Here is a 16440-nt window from a genome sequence, read left to right as displayed (position 1 = left end):
TACGTTGGAGAGCGTGGGGCGGGCGCGGGTCCGGGGCGGGCGCGGGTCCGGCCTGGGATGAAAGGGGGCTGGGATGGCGGTTCAGGGTGCGGGGCGGCGGGCGTGGCTGGTCGTGGCTGCGGTGTCGGCGCTCGTCGTCGTGGTGTTCCTGCTGGTGGTCGCCGTCGGGGATCTGGAGAAGGCCGACAAGGTGGCGAGCGTCATCGGGGCCGTGGTCGGGGTGATCGGGCTGGCCGTGTCGGTCTTCGCGCTGACCCGGCCTCAGGCCGAGCCCATGGCAGGGGCGCGTTCCGTGCAGGCCGGCGGCGACATCGGGCGGGCGGTGACGGGGGACAACAACCGGCTGACCGGCCCCGCCCCGCAGGTGCCGGCGCCCGGGGGTGCCCCGACGACGCCCGGTCGCCGGCCCGCCGTGCCGGGTGAACGGGGTGTCGCCGCGGACGGCAGCATAGGCGAGGCCGTGACCGGCGACGGGAACCAGCAGCCTTGACCTGACTGGGGGGGCGTGGCAGGGGTGCCGACACCGGCGGCGTGCCGGGTGCGGGGGACTCCCCCGCGGCCCGGCCGCTGCCCAAGAGCGCGCCGTGGACGCGCCGTGGACGTGCCGCGTGTCGGGCCCGGTGCGTGGGCGGTGCACTTCCGCGGCACGCACGCCCGTGCCCGGCCCCGGGTCCTCCGGTCCTCCGGTCCTCCGGTCCCCCCCACCGCGCGGCCGAAAGCGTGAATTGTGCGGGTCCGGGGTCGGGCGGCGGGTGTGGGCCGGGCATGTCGCGAGGGCCGGTGCCGGGAGGGCCGGGGCCCGTGCAGGCGGGTGGAGCCATCGGGACGGGACGGGCGAGGGAGCGACGCGATGAAGCTGTTGCCGGTCGAGGTCAAGGTGAACGTCGAGGGGGCGGTCGCGAAGGCGATGTCCGCCCTCCGCGGGGAGAGCGGTGCCGCGCTGCGGACCCGGCGGATCTGGTTCGCCGAGAGGCGCGAGGGCCTGGCCGTGGGGAAGTTGGACCTCCTGGAGGGCGGGGTGGTCGTGCGGTTCCGGACCGGTGGCGGGGTCCCGGACGACCTCACCGTCAAGTTGCGGCCGTGCGAGCGGGAGCAGTTGCTCGGGCGGTTCAGCGAGGCGTTCGAGACGGGGCCGTTCACCTACCGGATCGAGCAGGACTGGTCGCCGAGCGGCCGCGTACTGGCCGCTTCGCTGGTGCACGAGCACCCGCCGGGGGCCCTGCCGGGTGCGGTCGGTCCCGGCGGGGATCCGACCGCACCCATCGACCAGGTGCAGCACCAGTTCGTGCACGCCTGCGCCCCCGCCCTCGGCCTGGACCGGCTGGACGACCTGGTCGCGCTGGGCCCCGTACTCGCCACCAAGGCCGAGGACGTGCCGCTCGGGGACCTGGACGTGGACCTGGAGGTGTGGTCGGCCGCCGGGCTGGAGTTCTTGGAGGCCTCCCTCCGGGTGAAGCCCAAGGAGGAAGAGACGGCGGACGAGTTCACGGCGCGGGCGGAGCGCAAGCAGCGCAAGCTGGTGGAGGCGGTGCAGGAGCGCGGGGTGACGGTCTCCGAGCAGGCCGAGACCAAGACCCGGCGGATGCTCACCGCCCTGGCCCGGGCCGCGGCGGACCCCACCGGGTGACCGCAGCGCGCACCGCCTTTCGACGCCGCCCTTCGACACCGCTTGTCGACGCCGCTTGTCGACACCGCCCGCCGAGGAACGGCATCTTCGGGCCGCCGCGGCGCCGTGACCAGCAGCCCGGCCGCGGGGTCAGCCGTACGGGGTGACGGTCTGCGCACACGGCCGAGCGCGGTTCCGGAAGGTGCGCCCGGCCGTCGGGCGCAGCGACCGAAGCGACTGAAGCGACCCAAGACCGGGGATGGGCGAGCGGCGCGGGAGCCGGCCGGGGCGCGCAGAACAGCCCGGAGGTCCCCGGGGAACCGGGGACATGGGGACCTGGGGACCCGGGGACCTGGGGTTGGGGCCCGGGGGCCCGGAGGGCTGCCCCGCAGACTGCCCGGGAATACCCGGAGTGGGGCCAGGGGTGCCCCGAGGGCTCAGCCGACGTGTGCGGCGATGATCCGCGCGCACTCCAGTGCCTCGGTGTGCGTAGTGTCCACCTCCAGGTCGTACGTCACGCCCCGGTGGACCAGGTCCGCCTGGGAGGCGGCCATTCCGACGGTCCGGTCGCCCCGGGCCAGCTCGCGCCCCGCGGCCACGGCGGCCTCGCACCTGACGCCGACCCACAGCACCCGCAGTTCACCCAGGGCCTTCTGCCACCGCTGCTGGGAGTACGGTCCGCCGAGGAAGACCTCGTCCACGATGACCCGCGCCCCGGCCCGGGCCATCGCCGCGACCCCCTCGATCCACGCCGCTTCGAGCTCCCGGAACCCGGCCCCGACGGACACCTCCCCGTCCGCCGCGAACTCGATCCCGCCGTCCGCCTCCTGCATGGACGCAGGCATGGCATCGACCAGCGTGTCCGTGCCGAGGGCCAGCCACGGATCGGGCAGGACTGCCTGCAGACAGCGGGCGATCCCGGACTTGCCCGAGCTGGAACCACCGTTGAGAACGATCACTTGAGTCAGCACCGCGCCACTGTAGGGCCGTACTTGCCCCCTCGAAACGGATTTCGAGACGGTCCTCGGAACCGGCTTCCGGGAACCGGTTGTCCCATCGGCGCCGTGCCGGATTGGATGTCCGCTGGGGCTCGGGGTGGTGAGCCGTCCCGAGCGGATCCGGATCGCCCCCGAGGTTCGGGCAGGACGGCACGGCGTGGACGAGGGCGGCAGCATGGGTGGGAAACCGGGCGGCGGCCCGTCGGGCGGCCACGGTCGGCAGGCTCCGGCCTGGGCGGAGCTGCGGCGGCGGCTGTCGCACGGACTGGCCTCGGCTCAGCCTTCCCTCACCAAGACGCAACTGGCCGCGCGGGCGGGGCTGGGCCGGACCACGGTGTCGGAGGCGTTCGGTACGCGTACGGTCCCCTCCGCCGACACCGTCGCGAAGATCGCCAGGATCCTGCGGCTGCCGGTGGACGAGCTGCTGGACTTGCGGCTGGCCGCCGCGGGGACGACCGGCACGGAGGCGACGGAGGGCTGCCGCTCACGCCCCTCCGGCCCGACGGAGGCCGAAGCGGAGGCAGAAACGGAGGCGGAAGCGGAGGCAGAGGCGGAGGCGAAGCCGGTGCCGGTGCCTCCCGCCCGCCCGGCGTGGCCCGTGCGCGTCGGGGAGGTGCCGGAGCTCGCCACCGCGTTCCAGCCGCGTGCGGCCGTACGGGAACAGATCGACGCGGCGCGTACCGCCGGGGCGACCGCCGTACTGACCCAGGTCCCCGACGACCGGGCCCGGCAGCCGGTCCCCGGGCGGATCCCCGCGCAAGTGCTCTCCGGGGGCGGCGGAGTCGGCAAGTCCCAGCTCGCCGCCTCGTACGCCGCCGAGGCCGTGCGGGCGGGCACCGACGTGGTGGTGTGGGTGGCCGCGCAGGACGTACAGCAGGTCATCGCCGCCTACGCGGAGGCGGCGGCCAGCGTGGGCGCACTCGACCGCTCCGGTCACCCCGTCCCCGCCCCCGCCGAGGACCCCGGAACCCTGGAAGCAGACGCGCGCGCGTTCCGCTCGTGGCTGGCCACCACCCGCCGCCGCTGGTTCATCGTCCTGGACGACGTCACGGACCTGGACGGCATGAGCGGATGGTGGCCGCCGAGCGGAACCGGTACGGGCTGGGTGCTCGCCACCAGCCGTCTGCACGACGCCCGTCTGACCGGCAACGGCCGCCGCCGCATCGGCGTGGACGTGTACAGCCCGGCCGAGTCCCTCGCGTATCTGGAGACCCGGCTCCGGGAGGACGAGGCCGGGCACCTGCTCGACGGTGCCGCCGCCGCCCTGGCGCAGGCCCTCGGGCAGCTGCCGCTCGCGCTCGGGCACGCCGCCGCGCACATGATCAACCAGGACCTGACGTGCACCCGTTACCTGACCCTGTTCGAGGACAACGGCCGGTGCCTCGACCAGCTCCTGCCCGCCACCGCGGACACGGAGGGTTACGGCCGCCAGGTCGCCACCACCCTCCTCATGTCCCTGGACGCGGCCCAGCGCTGCGAGCCGGCCGGGCTCGCCGAACCCGCCTTGCGCCTGATCGCCCTCCTCGACCCCGCCGGACACCCCCACGCCTTCTGGGAAACCCCCGCCGTCCTCGCCCACCTGACGGCCCACCTGCCGCAACACCCGCCGAACCACCCGCCCGACCCCGTTACCGCCGAGCAGGCCCACGCCGTCCTGCGTACGCTGCACCGCTACGCCCTCATCACCAGCAGCACTCGGCACGAGCCCCCGCGCGCCGTGCGCATGCACGCCCTCACCGCCCGCGCCACCCGCGAGACCACTCCCCCGGACGCCCTCCGGGCCATCGCCACCACCGCCGCCGACGCGCTCATGAGCCTGTGGCCCGATCCCGACCAGCCGCACCGGGACCTGGCCGCCGCCCTGCGCACCAACACCGACCACCTCGTGCAGCACACCGGCGACCACCTCTGGCACGACGACGGGCACAACGTCCTCTACCGCGCCGGCGTGAGCCTGCACAACGCCGGGCTCATCGCGCCCACCGTCGCCTACTGGGAGAAGCTGCTCGCCGATGCCGAGCGGCTGCTGGGCCCCGACCACACCAACACCCTGTCCATCCGCAGCAGCCTCGCCGACGGCTACCTCGAAGCGGGCCGGATCCAGGAGGCCATCGCCCTCGAAGAGTCGGTCCTCGCCGACTACGAGCGCCTCGGGCGCTCGGAGGACGACCTGAACGCTGCGGCCAGCCGGGGAAGCCTTGCGTTCTCGTACCAGCGGGCGGGCCGGTTCCACGAGGCCGTCGCCTTGAAGGAGCGGGTGCTGGCTGACCACGAACGCATCCTGGACGCCGACCACCCCGACATCCTCACGGCCCGCCACAACCTGGCCCTCTCCTACCACCAGTCGGACCGGATCCCCGAAGCCATCACCCTCGCGGAACAGGTACTCGCCGACCGGGAACGCATCCTCGGCCCCGACCACCCCGACACCCTCACCACCCGGCACAACCTGGCCCTCTCCTACCAGATGTGCGGCCGAGCCGCCGAAGCCGCCGTCCTCGGGAAGCAGGTGCTGGCCGACCGGGAACGCATCCTGGGGCCGGACCACCCGTTCACCCTCAGCACCCGAGACAACCTCGCCATCGCCTACTGGCTCACGGACCGCACCGCCGAGGCCATCCCGCTCGGGGAGCACGTACTCGCCGAACGCGAGCGCATCCTCGGCCCCGACCACCCCGACACCCTCAACACGCGCCACAGCCTGGCCGCCTACTACGCGGTAGTAGGCCGCCTGGACGAGGCGATCGCCCTCGAGGAGGGCGTGCTCGCCGACCGGGAACGCGTCCTCGGCCCCGATCACCCGCACACCGCCATCACGCGCAGCAACCTCGCGCAGTACTACGGGCGGGCCGGACGCGCGGCCGAGGCCGTACCGCTGCAGGAACGGGTGGCCTCCGACCGCGAACGCACCCTCGGGCCCGACCATCCGGAAACCCTCGGCGCCTACAACAGCCTCGGCGTCTCCTACCGGCAGGCGCATCGCGCCGACGAAGCCATCGCGCTGCAGACACGGCTCCTCGCCCGCTGCACGGAGCTCCTCGGCCCCGAGCACCCCGACACCCTCACCACGCGCAGCAACCTGGCCGTCTCCTACTGGCAGGCCGGCCGCACCGACCTCGCCATCCCGCTCGAAGAGGAGGTCTCGGCCCTGAGCGACCGCGTCCTGGGCCCCGACCACCCCGAGACCGTCAACACCCGCCACAACCTCGCCGTCTCCTACCGGGACGCGGGACGCATCGAGGAGGCCATCGCCCTCGGCCGACAGGTCCTGGCCGCCCGCGAGCGCATCCACGGCCCGGAGCACGCCTACACCGACGCCACCCGCCGCAGCCTGGCGTACGCCTACGAGGAGGCAGAGCGGTTCGCCGAAGCCATCCCGCTCGAAGAGAAGGTCCTCGCCCACCGCGAACGCACCCTCGGCGCCGACCACCCGGACACCATCACCACGCGCCGCACCCTGGCCTTCCTGTACTGGAAGACGGGAGACCTGGCGAAGGCCGTTCCCCTGGCGAAGTCCCTCCCCGATCCGGACCCCGATCCGGTCCCCCAGCCCGACCCCGAGGTTGGCGAGTGAAGATCGCGAACAGCAAGAGGAGGAAAGAATTCCAGTTGAACGGAGTCGGGTAGGGGTGGCGATTCAATAACGATGCCCCTTCAAATGATCCGATTCGATCAAAATCGCACCCTTTGCCTCCCCAAGTTGATCCTTAGGCTCCGCTTAGGTCGCTCGCGTGAGCGGGACATGACCGTTGTCAATCGGAAAGTGCTCAGGGGAGATTGTGGAGTCCTTGGACAACAACGAAGAGCCGGTGACGGGGGGCACCCACGTCGGCATGAACCCAGGCAGACTTCGTGTCACCGCCACCGGCGTGGCCCTGCTGATGTCGCTGTCGACCATCTACGGCGCCGAGGCCGCCGTGGCGCAGCAGTCCGCCAAGCGGACCGCGGCCGCTGCCGCCAAGAAGCCGACTGCCGTGACTGCTGCGGCCGACATCGCGTCGGCGCGGGTGGCTGCGCGGTTGTCGGGCAAGCGGGTGGAGGCGTTGTCGGAGCGTACGGAGACTTCGACGACGTGGGTGAACAAGGACGGTTCGCTCACCTCGGAGATTTCCGCGGGTCCGATCCGCTTCCGTGACCCGGCGACGGGTGAGTGGCGTGATGTGGACGTGGCGCTCACCGAGGCCACCGACGGCTCGGTCGCTTCGAAGGCGCACCCGCGGGGGTTGAAGCTCGCGGGCAAGTCCGGCAAGAAGGCCGCCTCCCTGAAGGCCGCCGCGGCCGCCCCGGCCACCGACCTCGTCACCCTCGGCGAGGGCGACCAGGCCATCACCCTCCAGTGGCGTGGTGGTCTGCCGAAGCCGGTGCTGGAGGGGACGCGCGCCACTTACGAGAACGCGGTTCCGGGTGCGGATGTGGTCGTGGAGGCGACGCGTACCGGGTTCGAGCAGTTCGTCGAGGTGAAGGCGAAGCCTGCGGCGGGGTTCTCGTACACGCTGCCGTTGCGGACCAGGGGTTTGAAGGTTGCGCAGCAGGCTGATGGCAGTGTGCTGTTCACGGACAAGCGGTCGAAGAAGTCGGCGGTGATGCCGGCTCCGGTGATGTGGGACGCGACGGTCGACAAGGTCTCGGGTGAGCACACCCGGCGGGCGAAGGTCGCCTTGAAGGTCGTCAAGGCCAAGGGCGGTGTCGATCTCGTCATCACCCCGGATGCGAAGTTCCTGGCGGATCCGGCGACGAAGTATCCGGTGACGGTGGACCCGTCCACCTCCACTCTCGGGAACCTGTTCGACACGTACGTGCAGCAGGGTGAGACGGTCGACTGGTCGAACGACACCGAGCTGGACTTGGGCAACCCGGGGACGAAGAACGCCGACGGTACGTTCCGTACCGCGCGTTCCTTCATCACCTGGAACACCGCTCCCGTCGCCGACGCGCTGATCTCGAACGCCACGCTGTCGCTGTGGAACTTCCACTCGGGGAACACGGACTGCTCGGCGCAGCCGTGGGAGTTGTGGACGGCGAACAACGCCTCCACCTCTTCGCGCTGGACGAATCAGCCGGCGATGGTCACGAAGATGGCGACCTCGACGGAGACCAAGGGCAATGCGTCCTGCGCCGCTGACGGCTGGGTCAACGCGAATGCGACGAGCCTGGTGCAGCACTGGGCGAACAACAAGTGGGCGTACTCGGGGATGGGCCTGCGGGCCACCGACGAGACGGATGTCAAGGAGTGGAAGCGGGTCAACTCCGCCAACGCGGCCTCGAACCCGCCGAAGCTGACGGTCACCTACAACTACCGGCCCAAGACCGGTACGAAGCAGGAGGCCGGGGCCCCGTTCTTCTCCTACGGCGGCTCCTACGTGGTCAACACGACCACGCCCACCCTGCGCGACACGTTCGTGGACGCCAACGGCGACAAGGTCAACGGCACCTTCCAGATCTACGACGCGGTCACCGACACCCAGGTCGGGAACGTGATCGTCTCGCCGTGGGTGAACTCCGGGCAGCCGGCCTCGGTGACCGTCCCGGCCGGGGTGCTGACGAACGGCAAGACGTACAAGTTCCGCACCTCTCCGTATGACGGGACGCACTACAACCTGGGCTGGTCGGCCTGGAAGACGTTCACCGTCGACACCAGCGCCCCTTCCGCCCCCACCGGCCTGACCTCCACCGACTACCCGTCGAACGCGTGGGTCAAGGGTGGCGGCCAGGCGGGGAACTTCACCGTCACCCCGCCCACTGCCGATCACAACTGGCTGGAGTGGTCCTTGGACGGGGTCACCTGGACCAAGGTGGTCACCGGCGGTGTCAACGGCACCAAGACCCTCGGCATCGCCCCGCCCAAGGACGGCACGCACACCCTTCAGGTGCGGACGGTGGACAAGGCGGACAACAAGTCCGAGCCCGTCTCGTACACCTTCCATGCGGGTCCGGGTGGTTTCGTGCAGCCCGCGGAGGGCGAGCGCACCGCCCGTCGTCTGCCGCTCGTGGCGGAGGCCGACGGGGCCAAGTACGACAAGGTGTCCTTCTCCTGGCGGCGCTCGGAGGCCGATGCGTGGACGGTGATCCCGGCCGGTGACGTCACCTCCGGCGGCACCCCGCTGACCGCCTGGCCCGCCCCGCTGGTGAACGGCAAGAACGCCGCACTCGTCTGGAACGCGACCGACACGGTCAACCCGGACGGCACCGTGCAGATCAAGGCCGACTTCACCGGCCCCAACACCGCCACCGGCGCCACCCAGCCCCTCACCGTCATCGTCGACCGCAACGCCACCGGCGCCGCGACCGACGAGGTCGGCCCGGGCTCCCTCAACCTGCTGACCGGTGACTTCACCCTCAGCGCGACCGATGTCTCCTCCTTCGGTCTGACCGTCTCCCGCACGGCCTCCTCCCGTACCCCGGACAAGGCGGCCAAGCAGGACGGCCAGGCGGCCATTTTCGGCAAGGAGTGGGTCTCCGGCACGCTCGCCGAGGACACCGAGTCCGCGTACTCGCACATCCGCAAGACCTCCGACACGGCCGTCACGGTCGTGAGCACCGAGGGCGACGAGACGCACTTCACCGCGAATGCGGGCAAGACCGGCTGGATCGCCGAGCCGGGCGCCGAGGACCTGACCCTGACGGGCAGCGTCACCGGTTCGTTCACGCTCTCGGACACCGAGGGCACGGTCACCGAGTTCACCAAGCCGGATGCGGCCGCCACCACCTGGCCGGTCTCCTCCACGCTGCTGAACGGCCTGACGAACACCGCCACCACCGTGGTCTCGGAGACCGTGACGGTGGACGGCAAGAAGCTGGCCCGCCCCAAGCGGGTCATCGCCCCCACCTCGGCCGTCTCCGCCGCCACCTGCACCGCCACGCCCGCCACCAAGGGCTGCCGCGCGCTGGAGTTCGTCTACGGCTCCTCCACCACCGCCACCGACCTCGTCTTCGGCGATGTCACCGGCCAGGTGAAGGAGATCCGCCTGTGGTCCACCGACCCGGGCGCCGCCTCCGCGACCTCCAAGGCCGTGCAGACGTACGCCTACGACGCCACCGGCCGCCTGCGCCAGGCCTGGAGCCCGCTGATCAGCCCCGCGCTGAAGACGGAGTACACCTACGACTCCGCCGGCCGGGTCACCACCCAGACCCCGCCCGGCGAGCTGCCGTGGACCTTCACCTACGGGCAGGCGGGCAACGCCGCCACCGCCGGTGCCGGCATGCTGCTCAAGGCCTCCCGCTCCGGCCTCCAGCAGGGCACCACCAACGTCGAGCAGGGCACCAACACCACCTCCGTCGTCTACGACGTCCCGCTGACCGGCACCAAGGCGCCGTACGCGATGGGCGCCAACGACGTGAAGGCCTGGGGCCAGACCGACGCCCCGACCGACGCCACCGCCGTCTTCCCCGGCGACTCCGTCCCCGCGTCCCACTCCGGCGACGCGCTCACCAGCGGCTCGTACGCCCGGGCCGAGATCACGTACATGGGCGTCTCCGGGCGTTCGGTGAACTCCGCGGCTCCGGGCGGGCACATCTCGACCACCGAGTACGACCGCTTCGGCAACACCGTCCGCGAGCTGAGCGCGGGAAACCGCGAGGTCGCGCTCGGCGTCAGCGCCGCGGACCGGGCCGTGCAGGCCGAGCTGGGCATCGGTTCGCTCACCGCCGCCGACCGTGCGGACCTGCTGGCGACCCGTTCCGTCTACGACGGCAAGGGTGTCCGCGAGCTGGAGGAGTTCGGCCCGCTGCGCCGGGTCGACCTCACCGCCGACCTCAAGGACGGCGCGACGCTCCTGGTTCCCAAGGGCACCTCCGTGACCGCCCGCACCTGGACGGTGAACGAGTACGACGCGGGCCGTCCCACCGACGGCACCGCCAAGGTCAAGGACCAGATCACCAAGACCACCACCGGTGCCCAGGTGCGCGAGCACCCGACCGTCCTCGGTGAGGGCCGCGCCACCCAGACGGTCTACGACTGGGCCAAGGGCGTCCCGACCCAGGCGATCAAGGACCCGGGCGGTCTCGCGATCACCACGACCACCGAGTACGACGACCAGGGCCGCATCACCAAGCAGCTGCTGCCCGGCGCCACCGGCACCGACGCGGGCACCCGCGTGACCACGTACTGGTCGGCGACCGGCACCGGCACCTGCCAGGGCCGCCCCGAGTGGGCCGACCTCGTCTGCTCCACCGGTCCGGCCGGCGCCGTCACCGGCGGCGGCTCCAACCCGGCCCAGCTGCCGACCACCACCACCGAGTACGACTGGTGGGGCAACAACGCCAAGCTGACCGACACCGCCAACGGGGTCACCCGTACGACCACCAACACGTACGACGCGGCCGGCCGCATCACCAAGGCCGTCGTCTCCGGCGGCACCGGCGCGGCGGTTCCCGAGGCGACCACCGAGTACGACCCGGCCACCGGCAGGGCCGTCAAGGCGGTCTCCCCGACCGGCGGCACGATCACCAAGGTCTACGACAAGCTCGGCCGCATGGTGTCCTACACGGACGCCGACGGCGGAGTCACGACCTTCGAGTTCGACCTGCTCGACCGTCCGGTGAAGGTCGGCGACAACGCGCCGTCGACCGTCACGTACACCTACGACGCGGCCGCCGAGCCGCGCGGCATGGCCACCAGCACCACCGACTCCGTCGCAGGCACCTTCCAGGCCACCTACGACGCGGACGGCTCGGTCGCCACCGAGAAGCTGCCCGGCGGCTACACCCTCAGCACCACCGAGGACACCACCGGGGCCACCCTGAAGCGGGTCTACACCCGTGACAGCGACGGCACGGTCGTCTACACCGACACGGTCGCGGAATCCATCCACGGCCAGGTCACCGACCACAACGGCTGGTCCGAGCAGCTGTACGGCTACGACGCCGCCGGCCGCCTGACCTCGGTCGAGGACACCGCGGACACGGTCTGCACGAAGCGCACCTACACCTTCGACAGCCGTACCAACCGCAAGTCCCTCACCAGCGCCGCGGGCACCCCCGGCGCGGACTGCCCGACCACCGGCGGCACGACCGCCAACTCGACGTACGACAGCGGCGACCGCCTCGTGGACGCCGGCTACACGTACGACGCGTTCGGCCGCACCACCGCCCTGCCGGGCACCACGCTGAGCTACTTCGCGAACGACCTCGTCCAGCAGCAGGTCGCCGGCAGCAACCGGCAGACCTGGCAGCTCGACGCGGCGCACCGGCTGCGCAGCTGGAAGACCGAGACGGGTTCGGGTTCGACGTGGACCCAGACCGGTTCGAAGGTCAACCACTACGACGGTGACGACGACGAGCCGCGCTGGATCACCGAGGACACCGCCACGGGCACGCTCACGCGCAACGTGGAGTCCGCCTCCGGCGACCTGGCCGCGACCACGAGCAAGACCGGCGACACGGTCCTGCAGCTGACGTCCGTCCACGGCGACGTGGCGCTCCAGCTCCCGCTGGACGTGTCCAAGACCCCGGTGGTCCTGGACAGCGACGAGTACGGCAACCCGCGCGCGGGCCAGCCGGCCACCCGTTACGGCTGGCTCGGCGGCAAGCAGCGCTCCGCCGAGACCCTCACCGGTCTCACCCTGATGGGCGTCCGCCTGTACAACCCGGTCAGCGGCCGCTTCCTGCAGCTCGACCCGGTCTACGGCGGCGGCGACAACGCGTACGGCTACCCGGGTGACCCGGTCAACGAGTTCGACCTCGACGGCCGGTTCTGGGGCAAGGTCTGGAACTGGACCAAGCGCCACAAGTGGGACATCGCGCTGACCGCGGCCAGTTTCTTCGTGCCGGGCGCCGGCGCCGCGGTCTGGGCCTACCGGGCCTACCGCATCGTCCGTGTCGCGCGCGCCGCGCGGGGCATGTCCGGCGGCATCCGCGCCAGCCGTGCCACGTCCTGGCTGGCGGGCCGCATGTGGGTCGGCCGCGGCGGACGCGCCTTCGGCGGGCGGACGGGACGCATCTCCCGCGACGGCCTGCGCCAGTGGCGCCGCCCGCAGCACAAGGCCGACGGACACTGGAAGTCCAACTTCCAGTACCGTCGCTCCCCCAAGGGGAAGTGGAAGAACAACTACCACGTCTACCACCGTCGCCCGTGGTGGCGCCGGTGGTGGTAAGGGAGGCACGAGGATGAGCCGGGACCACTCCGCCCTGAACGGACTCCTGGGCATCGGCACCGACGCCGACGGCCGCGTCTTCTACCTGCGGGTCGCCGCGGGCGAGATGGCGTACGACCGGGGCGGGGAGACCTTCGACTACATCCAGGTCTTCCTGTACCAGACGGCGACCCCCGACCAGCCGGCGGACGCGAACGACATGTTCGAGACCGACGGCCTGGACGAGATCGCGGCCGAGCTGCGCAACGGCGTACTGGACTGGTACGACGAGCCGCTCGCCTTCCGCATCCCGACCGAGGAGGAGCGGGCGACGATCCTCTCCACCACGGGTTGGACGTAACCCCCTTCCCAGGCCGAGGGCCCGCTCGCCCACCCGAAAGGGGCGGCGTGCGGGCTCGGCCCGAGGAACGACGGCCCCGGCACGCATCACAGGATGCGCGCCGGGGCCGTCGGCGTTGGGGGGTGGGCCTTCCGGCCTCGGCGCATCGGCGCCTAGGCGCATCAGGCGAGGGCGTCGGGGAAGCGGGCGGAGTAGCGTGCGAAGGCGTCGAGGCTGTCGGAGACGAAGGTCCACCGCCGTACGGCATCCACGAGTTCGGGACCCGTGAGCCAGCCGCACCAGCCGATCTCGTCCTCACTCGGCTTGACCTCGTCCTCTTCGACATCCGCCTCGTACACGGCGAACCAGTACGGGCTGAGCTGCCCCTCGCAGAGGAACTTGAACAGGAAGCGCACCGGACGGGTGACCCCGATCTCCTCGGACAACTCCCGCCGGGCCGCATCCTCGTAGGACTCCCCCGCCCCGACCGCCCCGGCCACGAGCCAGCTGTACTCCCCGGGGAAGCGCTTGCTGTCCTCGGGCCGCTGGTGCACCAGGTAGCGCCCCGCGGAATCCCGGCACAGCACCATCGACATCCGGTACAGCCACCGGTTGGCAACAGCGTCCCCCCGGCTCACGACCCCGACGACCTCGTCCCGCCCATCAACCCGATCCACCCATTCACCCATACGCCCCACCCTCTCAGACGCAGCAGCGGTCCACCTGCGCAGCCCGTCAACCTGTGAGAACGGCGCGAGGGCCGCGCGCTGATGCGTCGCGGCCCTGGCTCCGGTCATCCGTCCTCGGGGTCACAGGAGCTGGTTGTACGTGTTCCAGCCTGCGCCGATCTTGGTGCGGGCGGCGAACGGGGCTGCCGCCTTGCCGGTTCCCTTGTAGAGCCACAGCACGCCGGCCGCATCGCGGGCGACGGCGTCGGCCTTGCCGTCGTTGGTGAGGTCACCGGCCACGGACAGCTGGTTGTAGATGCCCCAACCGGCACCGACCTTCACACGGGAGGCGAAGGGGGTGGCGGCGTTGCCGGTACCGGCGTAGAGCCACAGGGTCCCGTTCCGGTCCCGGGCCAGCAGGTCGGCCTTCTTGTCGCCCGTCAGGTCTGCCCCGCCGGCGAGGGCGGGGTAGTCGCGCCAGCCCGCGCCGATCTTGACCCGGGGGCCGAAGGGCGCCGCCGTCTTCGAGGTGCGCGGGTAGAGCCACAGCACGCCGCCCTTGTCCCGGGCCAGCAGGTCCGACTTTCCGTCCCCGGTGAGGTCGCCCGCGCCGGCGAGCGCATCGTAGACGTTCCAGCCGGCCCCCACCTTGGTGCGGGGTGCGAACGGCATGTTCGCTCCGGCCATTCGGGGGTGCAGCCACAGCGTGCCGGCGCCGTCCCTGGCGACGAGGTCGCCGCGGCCGGGCAGCGGCCGCAGGCTGCCGGCGTCGATGTCCTCGGCCACGGGCTCCAGCTTGGCCACGGCAGGCAGCGCCTGCCAGCCGCTGCCGATCGCGAGCCTGCTGGCGAAGGGCCTGTCGGCGCGCCCGGTGCCCTCGTACATGTACAGGCCGCCCTTGCCGTCGCGGGCCAGCAGCCGGTGCTTGTCGTACCGGGGCCCGGACCCGACGGTGAAGGAGGAGTGCGACGTGATGTCCCTCGATGCCTCGCCACCTGTGTAGATCTTGTACGCCGTGTGCGCTTCCAGCTGCCAGGTGGGAAGGTTCGCCGGCACGGTGAGGGTGTAGGTGACGCTGTGCTCGCCCGGTGCCGCGAAGCAGAGCACGTTATCCACGCGATCGTTGATGCTCGGGGAGTTGAGCCGGCAGGTGATGCCGTCGCTCGCCTTCACGCTGCCGATGCGGATGTCGGGGGAAGGCCAGTAGGGCTGTCCGCTCGATACCCGGAAGCGCAACAGCAGCCGGCCCCCGTCATTGGCCTTCACGGCGAGCTTCTGGGTCACCGAACGCCCGGCCGGGACATTGGGCAGGGCAAATGAAACGGAGTTCAGCGCTGCGTGTGCAGCGGTCTTGACCGTAAGCTTGGCCGCCCCGCGCGTGTCCGACTTCGGCAGAGTGGACGCGCTCAGGGCCGCCTTGACGCCGTCCGTGACGTCGCCACCCGCGGGTACGTACGCGTAGCCGAAGTGCACCGTGGACATGTCGGAGGCGTTCTCGGATATCAGCCAGTGCGGGGCCGGGTAGGTCGTGTCTCCCAGGACCTCACACGCGAAGACCGCGGTGGCGCCGGCCACCGGCTGACAGCGCTGCGGGTGCGGGGTCAGGACGGCGGACACCTCGTCCTGGCCGACTCGGGAACCGTCGAGCGGCTTGGTCGAGAACGCGTAAACGAGCGTGCCCTTCAGGGACCCCGACTCCAGGCGAGGCCCGGAAAGCCAGGGGGCGCCGGGGTAGAGCACCGAGTCCTGGGCGGACAGGCGAACCGCTTCCTCCGCCACGGCGGGCGAGCCACTGGCGACGAAGCCGGCAACGACGGCAGCCGCCAGCCCCGCTGCCGCGGTGCGCTGACGCATGGAATTGAACAAGGGAAACCTCCGGTCGGCGGCCTCCGGTCTGCTGCCGGAGGCCGCCTTCAATCTTGGTACGTGCGGTGTGCGTCAGAAGATGCCGGTGATCGCGCTACTCCACGCGCCCGTCCCCACCAGCTGCGGTGGGCGGTGGGTGGCGGCCGCCCCGGGGTAGAAGAGGAGGCAGCCGGTGGGGCAGACGGTCGACCTGGAGACGCCCTGGGCGTCCACGTAGGTGACCGCGAGGTCTGCAAAGGATCTTCCTGCCCCTCTGGAAGAGGCATACCCCATCATCACAGGGGGGAGACGATGGGGCTCCGCCCTCAAGAGGGACGGCGACCACAGGGCTACCGACTTTGACACTGATGGAATCCTTGAGCGGGGCAAGATATTCCGCGGCACCGGAGGAGACAAGCGGCCATTTTCGATCGTTCAAATGCCAGGAGTAATTGAACGGGGTTGGCGGTCGCTTCGAGTGGCTTATCGAGCATCAGAGCGGAAACTTGATTGTCAGCCATCAGCGCTTCGTGCGGGATGGTACGATTAACGGCATTCCAAATAAGAGGTAGTACATTTAAGGATGGGTGGAAAGTTGCATTGGACCGAGTCGATCGATAGAGCCCTGCGGGGATATGAAGAGAATGCGCTCAGCCTCGGCGAACTGGGCCAGATCCTTTTGCTCTCCATCAGCGAGGAGACATCAGGCCGTGGCGCGCTCTACGAACAGGGCTCTATCCTGGCGGCAGAAATCGAACGACATCACGACCTCAGGACCTCTCCCTGGAACAATCCAGAGGATGTAGGCCCGGAAGACGAAGCTGAGCTTCGGGACCTCCTGATGGCCGTGCGAAGGCTGATTTCCGTCAACTGAGCATCGACCGGTCCCCCTCTATCCTCCGGTGGTGAGAAA

9 protein-coding genes are annotated in these 16440 nt (G+C 71.0%); 6 read left to right on the top strand and 3 right to left on the bottom strand.

Translation table 11 applies throughout. From position 1 onward, the window contains the following. Positions 1-73: 73 nt before the first annotated feature. Together ACZ407_RS16205 and ACZ407_RS16200 are read left to right on the top strand one after the other, a co-directional pair. Positions 74-490: a hypothetical protein gene (locus ACZ407_RS16205; RefSeq protein WP_468128717.1), complete on the top strand. Its 417-nt coding sequence runs from the start codon at positions 74-76 to the stop codon at positions 488-490. Between the two features lie 360 nt (positions 491-850). Continuing rightward, positions 851-1627 (top strand): hypothetical protein, encoded by a 777-nt coding sequence (locus tag ACZ407_RS16200; protein WP_468128716.1) that lies wholly within the window; start codon positions 851-853, stop codon positions 1625-1627. Positions 1628-2043: 416 nt separating this feature from the next. Here ACZ407_RS16200 and cpt read toward each other — a convergent pair whose 3' ends face one another. Then, positions 2044-2577 carry a chloramphenicol phosphotransferase CPT gene (gene cpt / locus ACZ407_RS16195; protein ID WP_468128715.1) on the bottom strand — a complete coding sequence of 178 codons (534 nt, stop codon included), beginning with the start codon at positions 2575-2577 and terminating at the stop codon, positions 2044-2046. A gap of 127 nt (positions 2578-2704) precedes the next feature. Here cpt and fxsT point away from each other — a divergent pair, with 127 nt between their 5' ends. From fxsT to ACZ407_RS16180, 3 genes are all read left to right on the top strand, one after another. Further along, positions 2705-6178, top strand: coding sequence for an FxSxx-COOH system tetratricopeptide repeat protein (gene fxsT, locus ACZ407_RS16190; RefSeq protein ID WP_468128714.1), 3474 nt, complete (start codon positions 2705-2707; stop codon positions 6176-6178). 307 nt (positions 6179-6485) lie between these two features. Next, positions 6486-12695: a DNRLRE domain-containing protein gene (locus tag ACZ407_RS16185; RefSeq protein ID WP_468128750.1), complete on the top strand. Its 6210-nt coding sequence runs from the start codon at positions 6486-6488 to the stop codon at positions 12693-12695. 13 nt (positions 12696-12708) lie between these two features. Then, positions 12709-13035 carry a hypothetical protein gene (locus ACZ407_RS16180; protein WP_468128713.1) on the top strand — a complete coding sequence of 109 codons (327 nt, stop codon included), beginning with the start codon at positions 12709-12711 and terminating at the stop codon, positions 13033-13035. A 161-nt stretch (positions 13036-13196) separates the two neighbouring features. Here the strand turns inward: ACZ407_RS16180 and ACZ407_RS16175 are convergent, their stop codons facing one another. Further along, positions 13197-13691, bottom strand: coding sequence for an NUDIX hydrolase (locus tag ACZ407_RS16175; RefSeq protein ID WP_468128712.1), 495 nt, complete (start codon positions 13689-13691; stop codon positions 13197-13199). 132 nt (positions 13692-13823) lie between these two features. Beyond that, positions 13824-15536: an FG-GAP repeat domain-containing protein gene (locus ACZ407_RS16170; RefSeq protein ID WP_468128711.1), complete on the bottom strand. Its 1713-nt coding sequence runs from the start codon at positions 15534-15536 to the stop codon at positions 13824-13826. A gap of 586 nt (positions 15537-16122) precedes the next feature. On the opposite strand from ACZ407_RS16170, the gene ACZ407_RS16165 reads away from it, so the two are divergent. Then, positions 16123-16401 (top strand): hypothetical protein, encoded by a 279-nt coding sequence (locus ACZ407_RS16165; RefSeq protein WP_468128710.1) that lies wholly within the window; start codon positions 16123-16125, stop codon positions 16399-16401. Positions 16402-16440 lie beyond the last annotated feature (39 nt).

It is taken from the genome of Streptomyces sp. NPDC030809 (assembly GCF_055572195.1).
The sequence above is the reverse complement of the archived record's forward strand: the minus strand, read 5'-3'. Positions and strand labels throughout refer to the sequence as shown.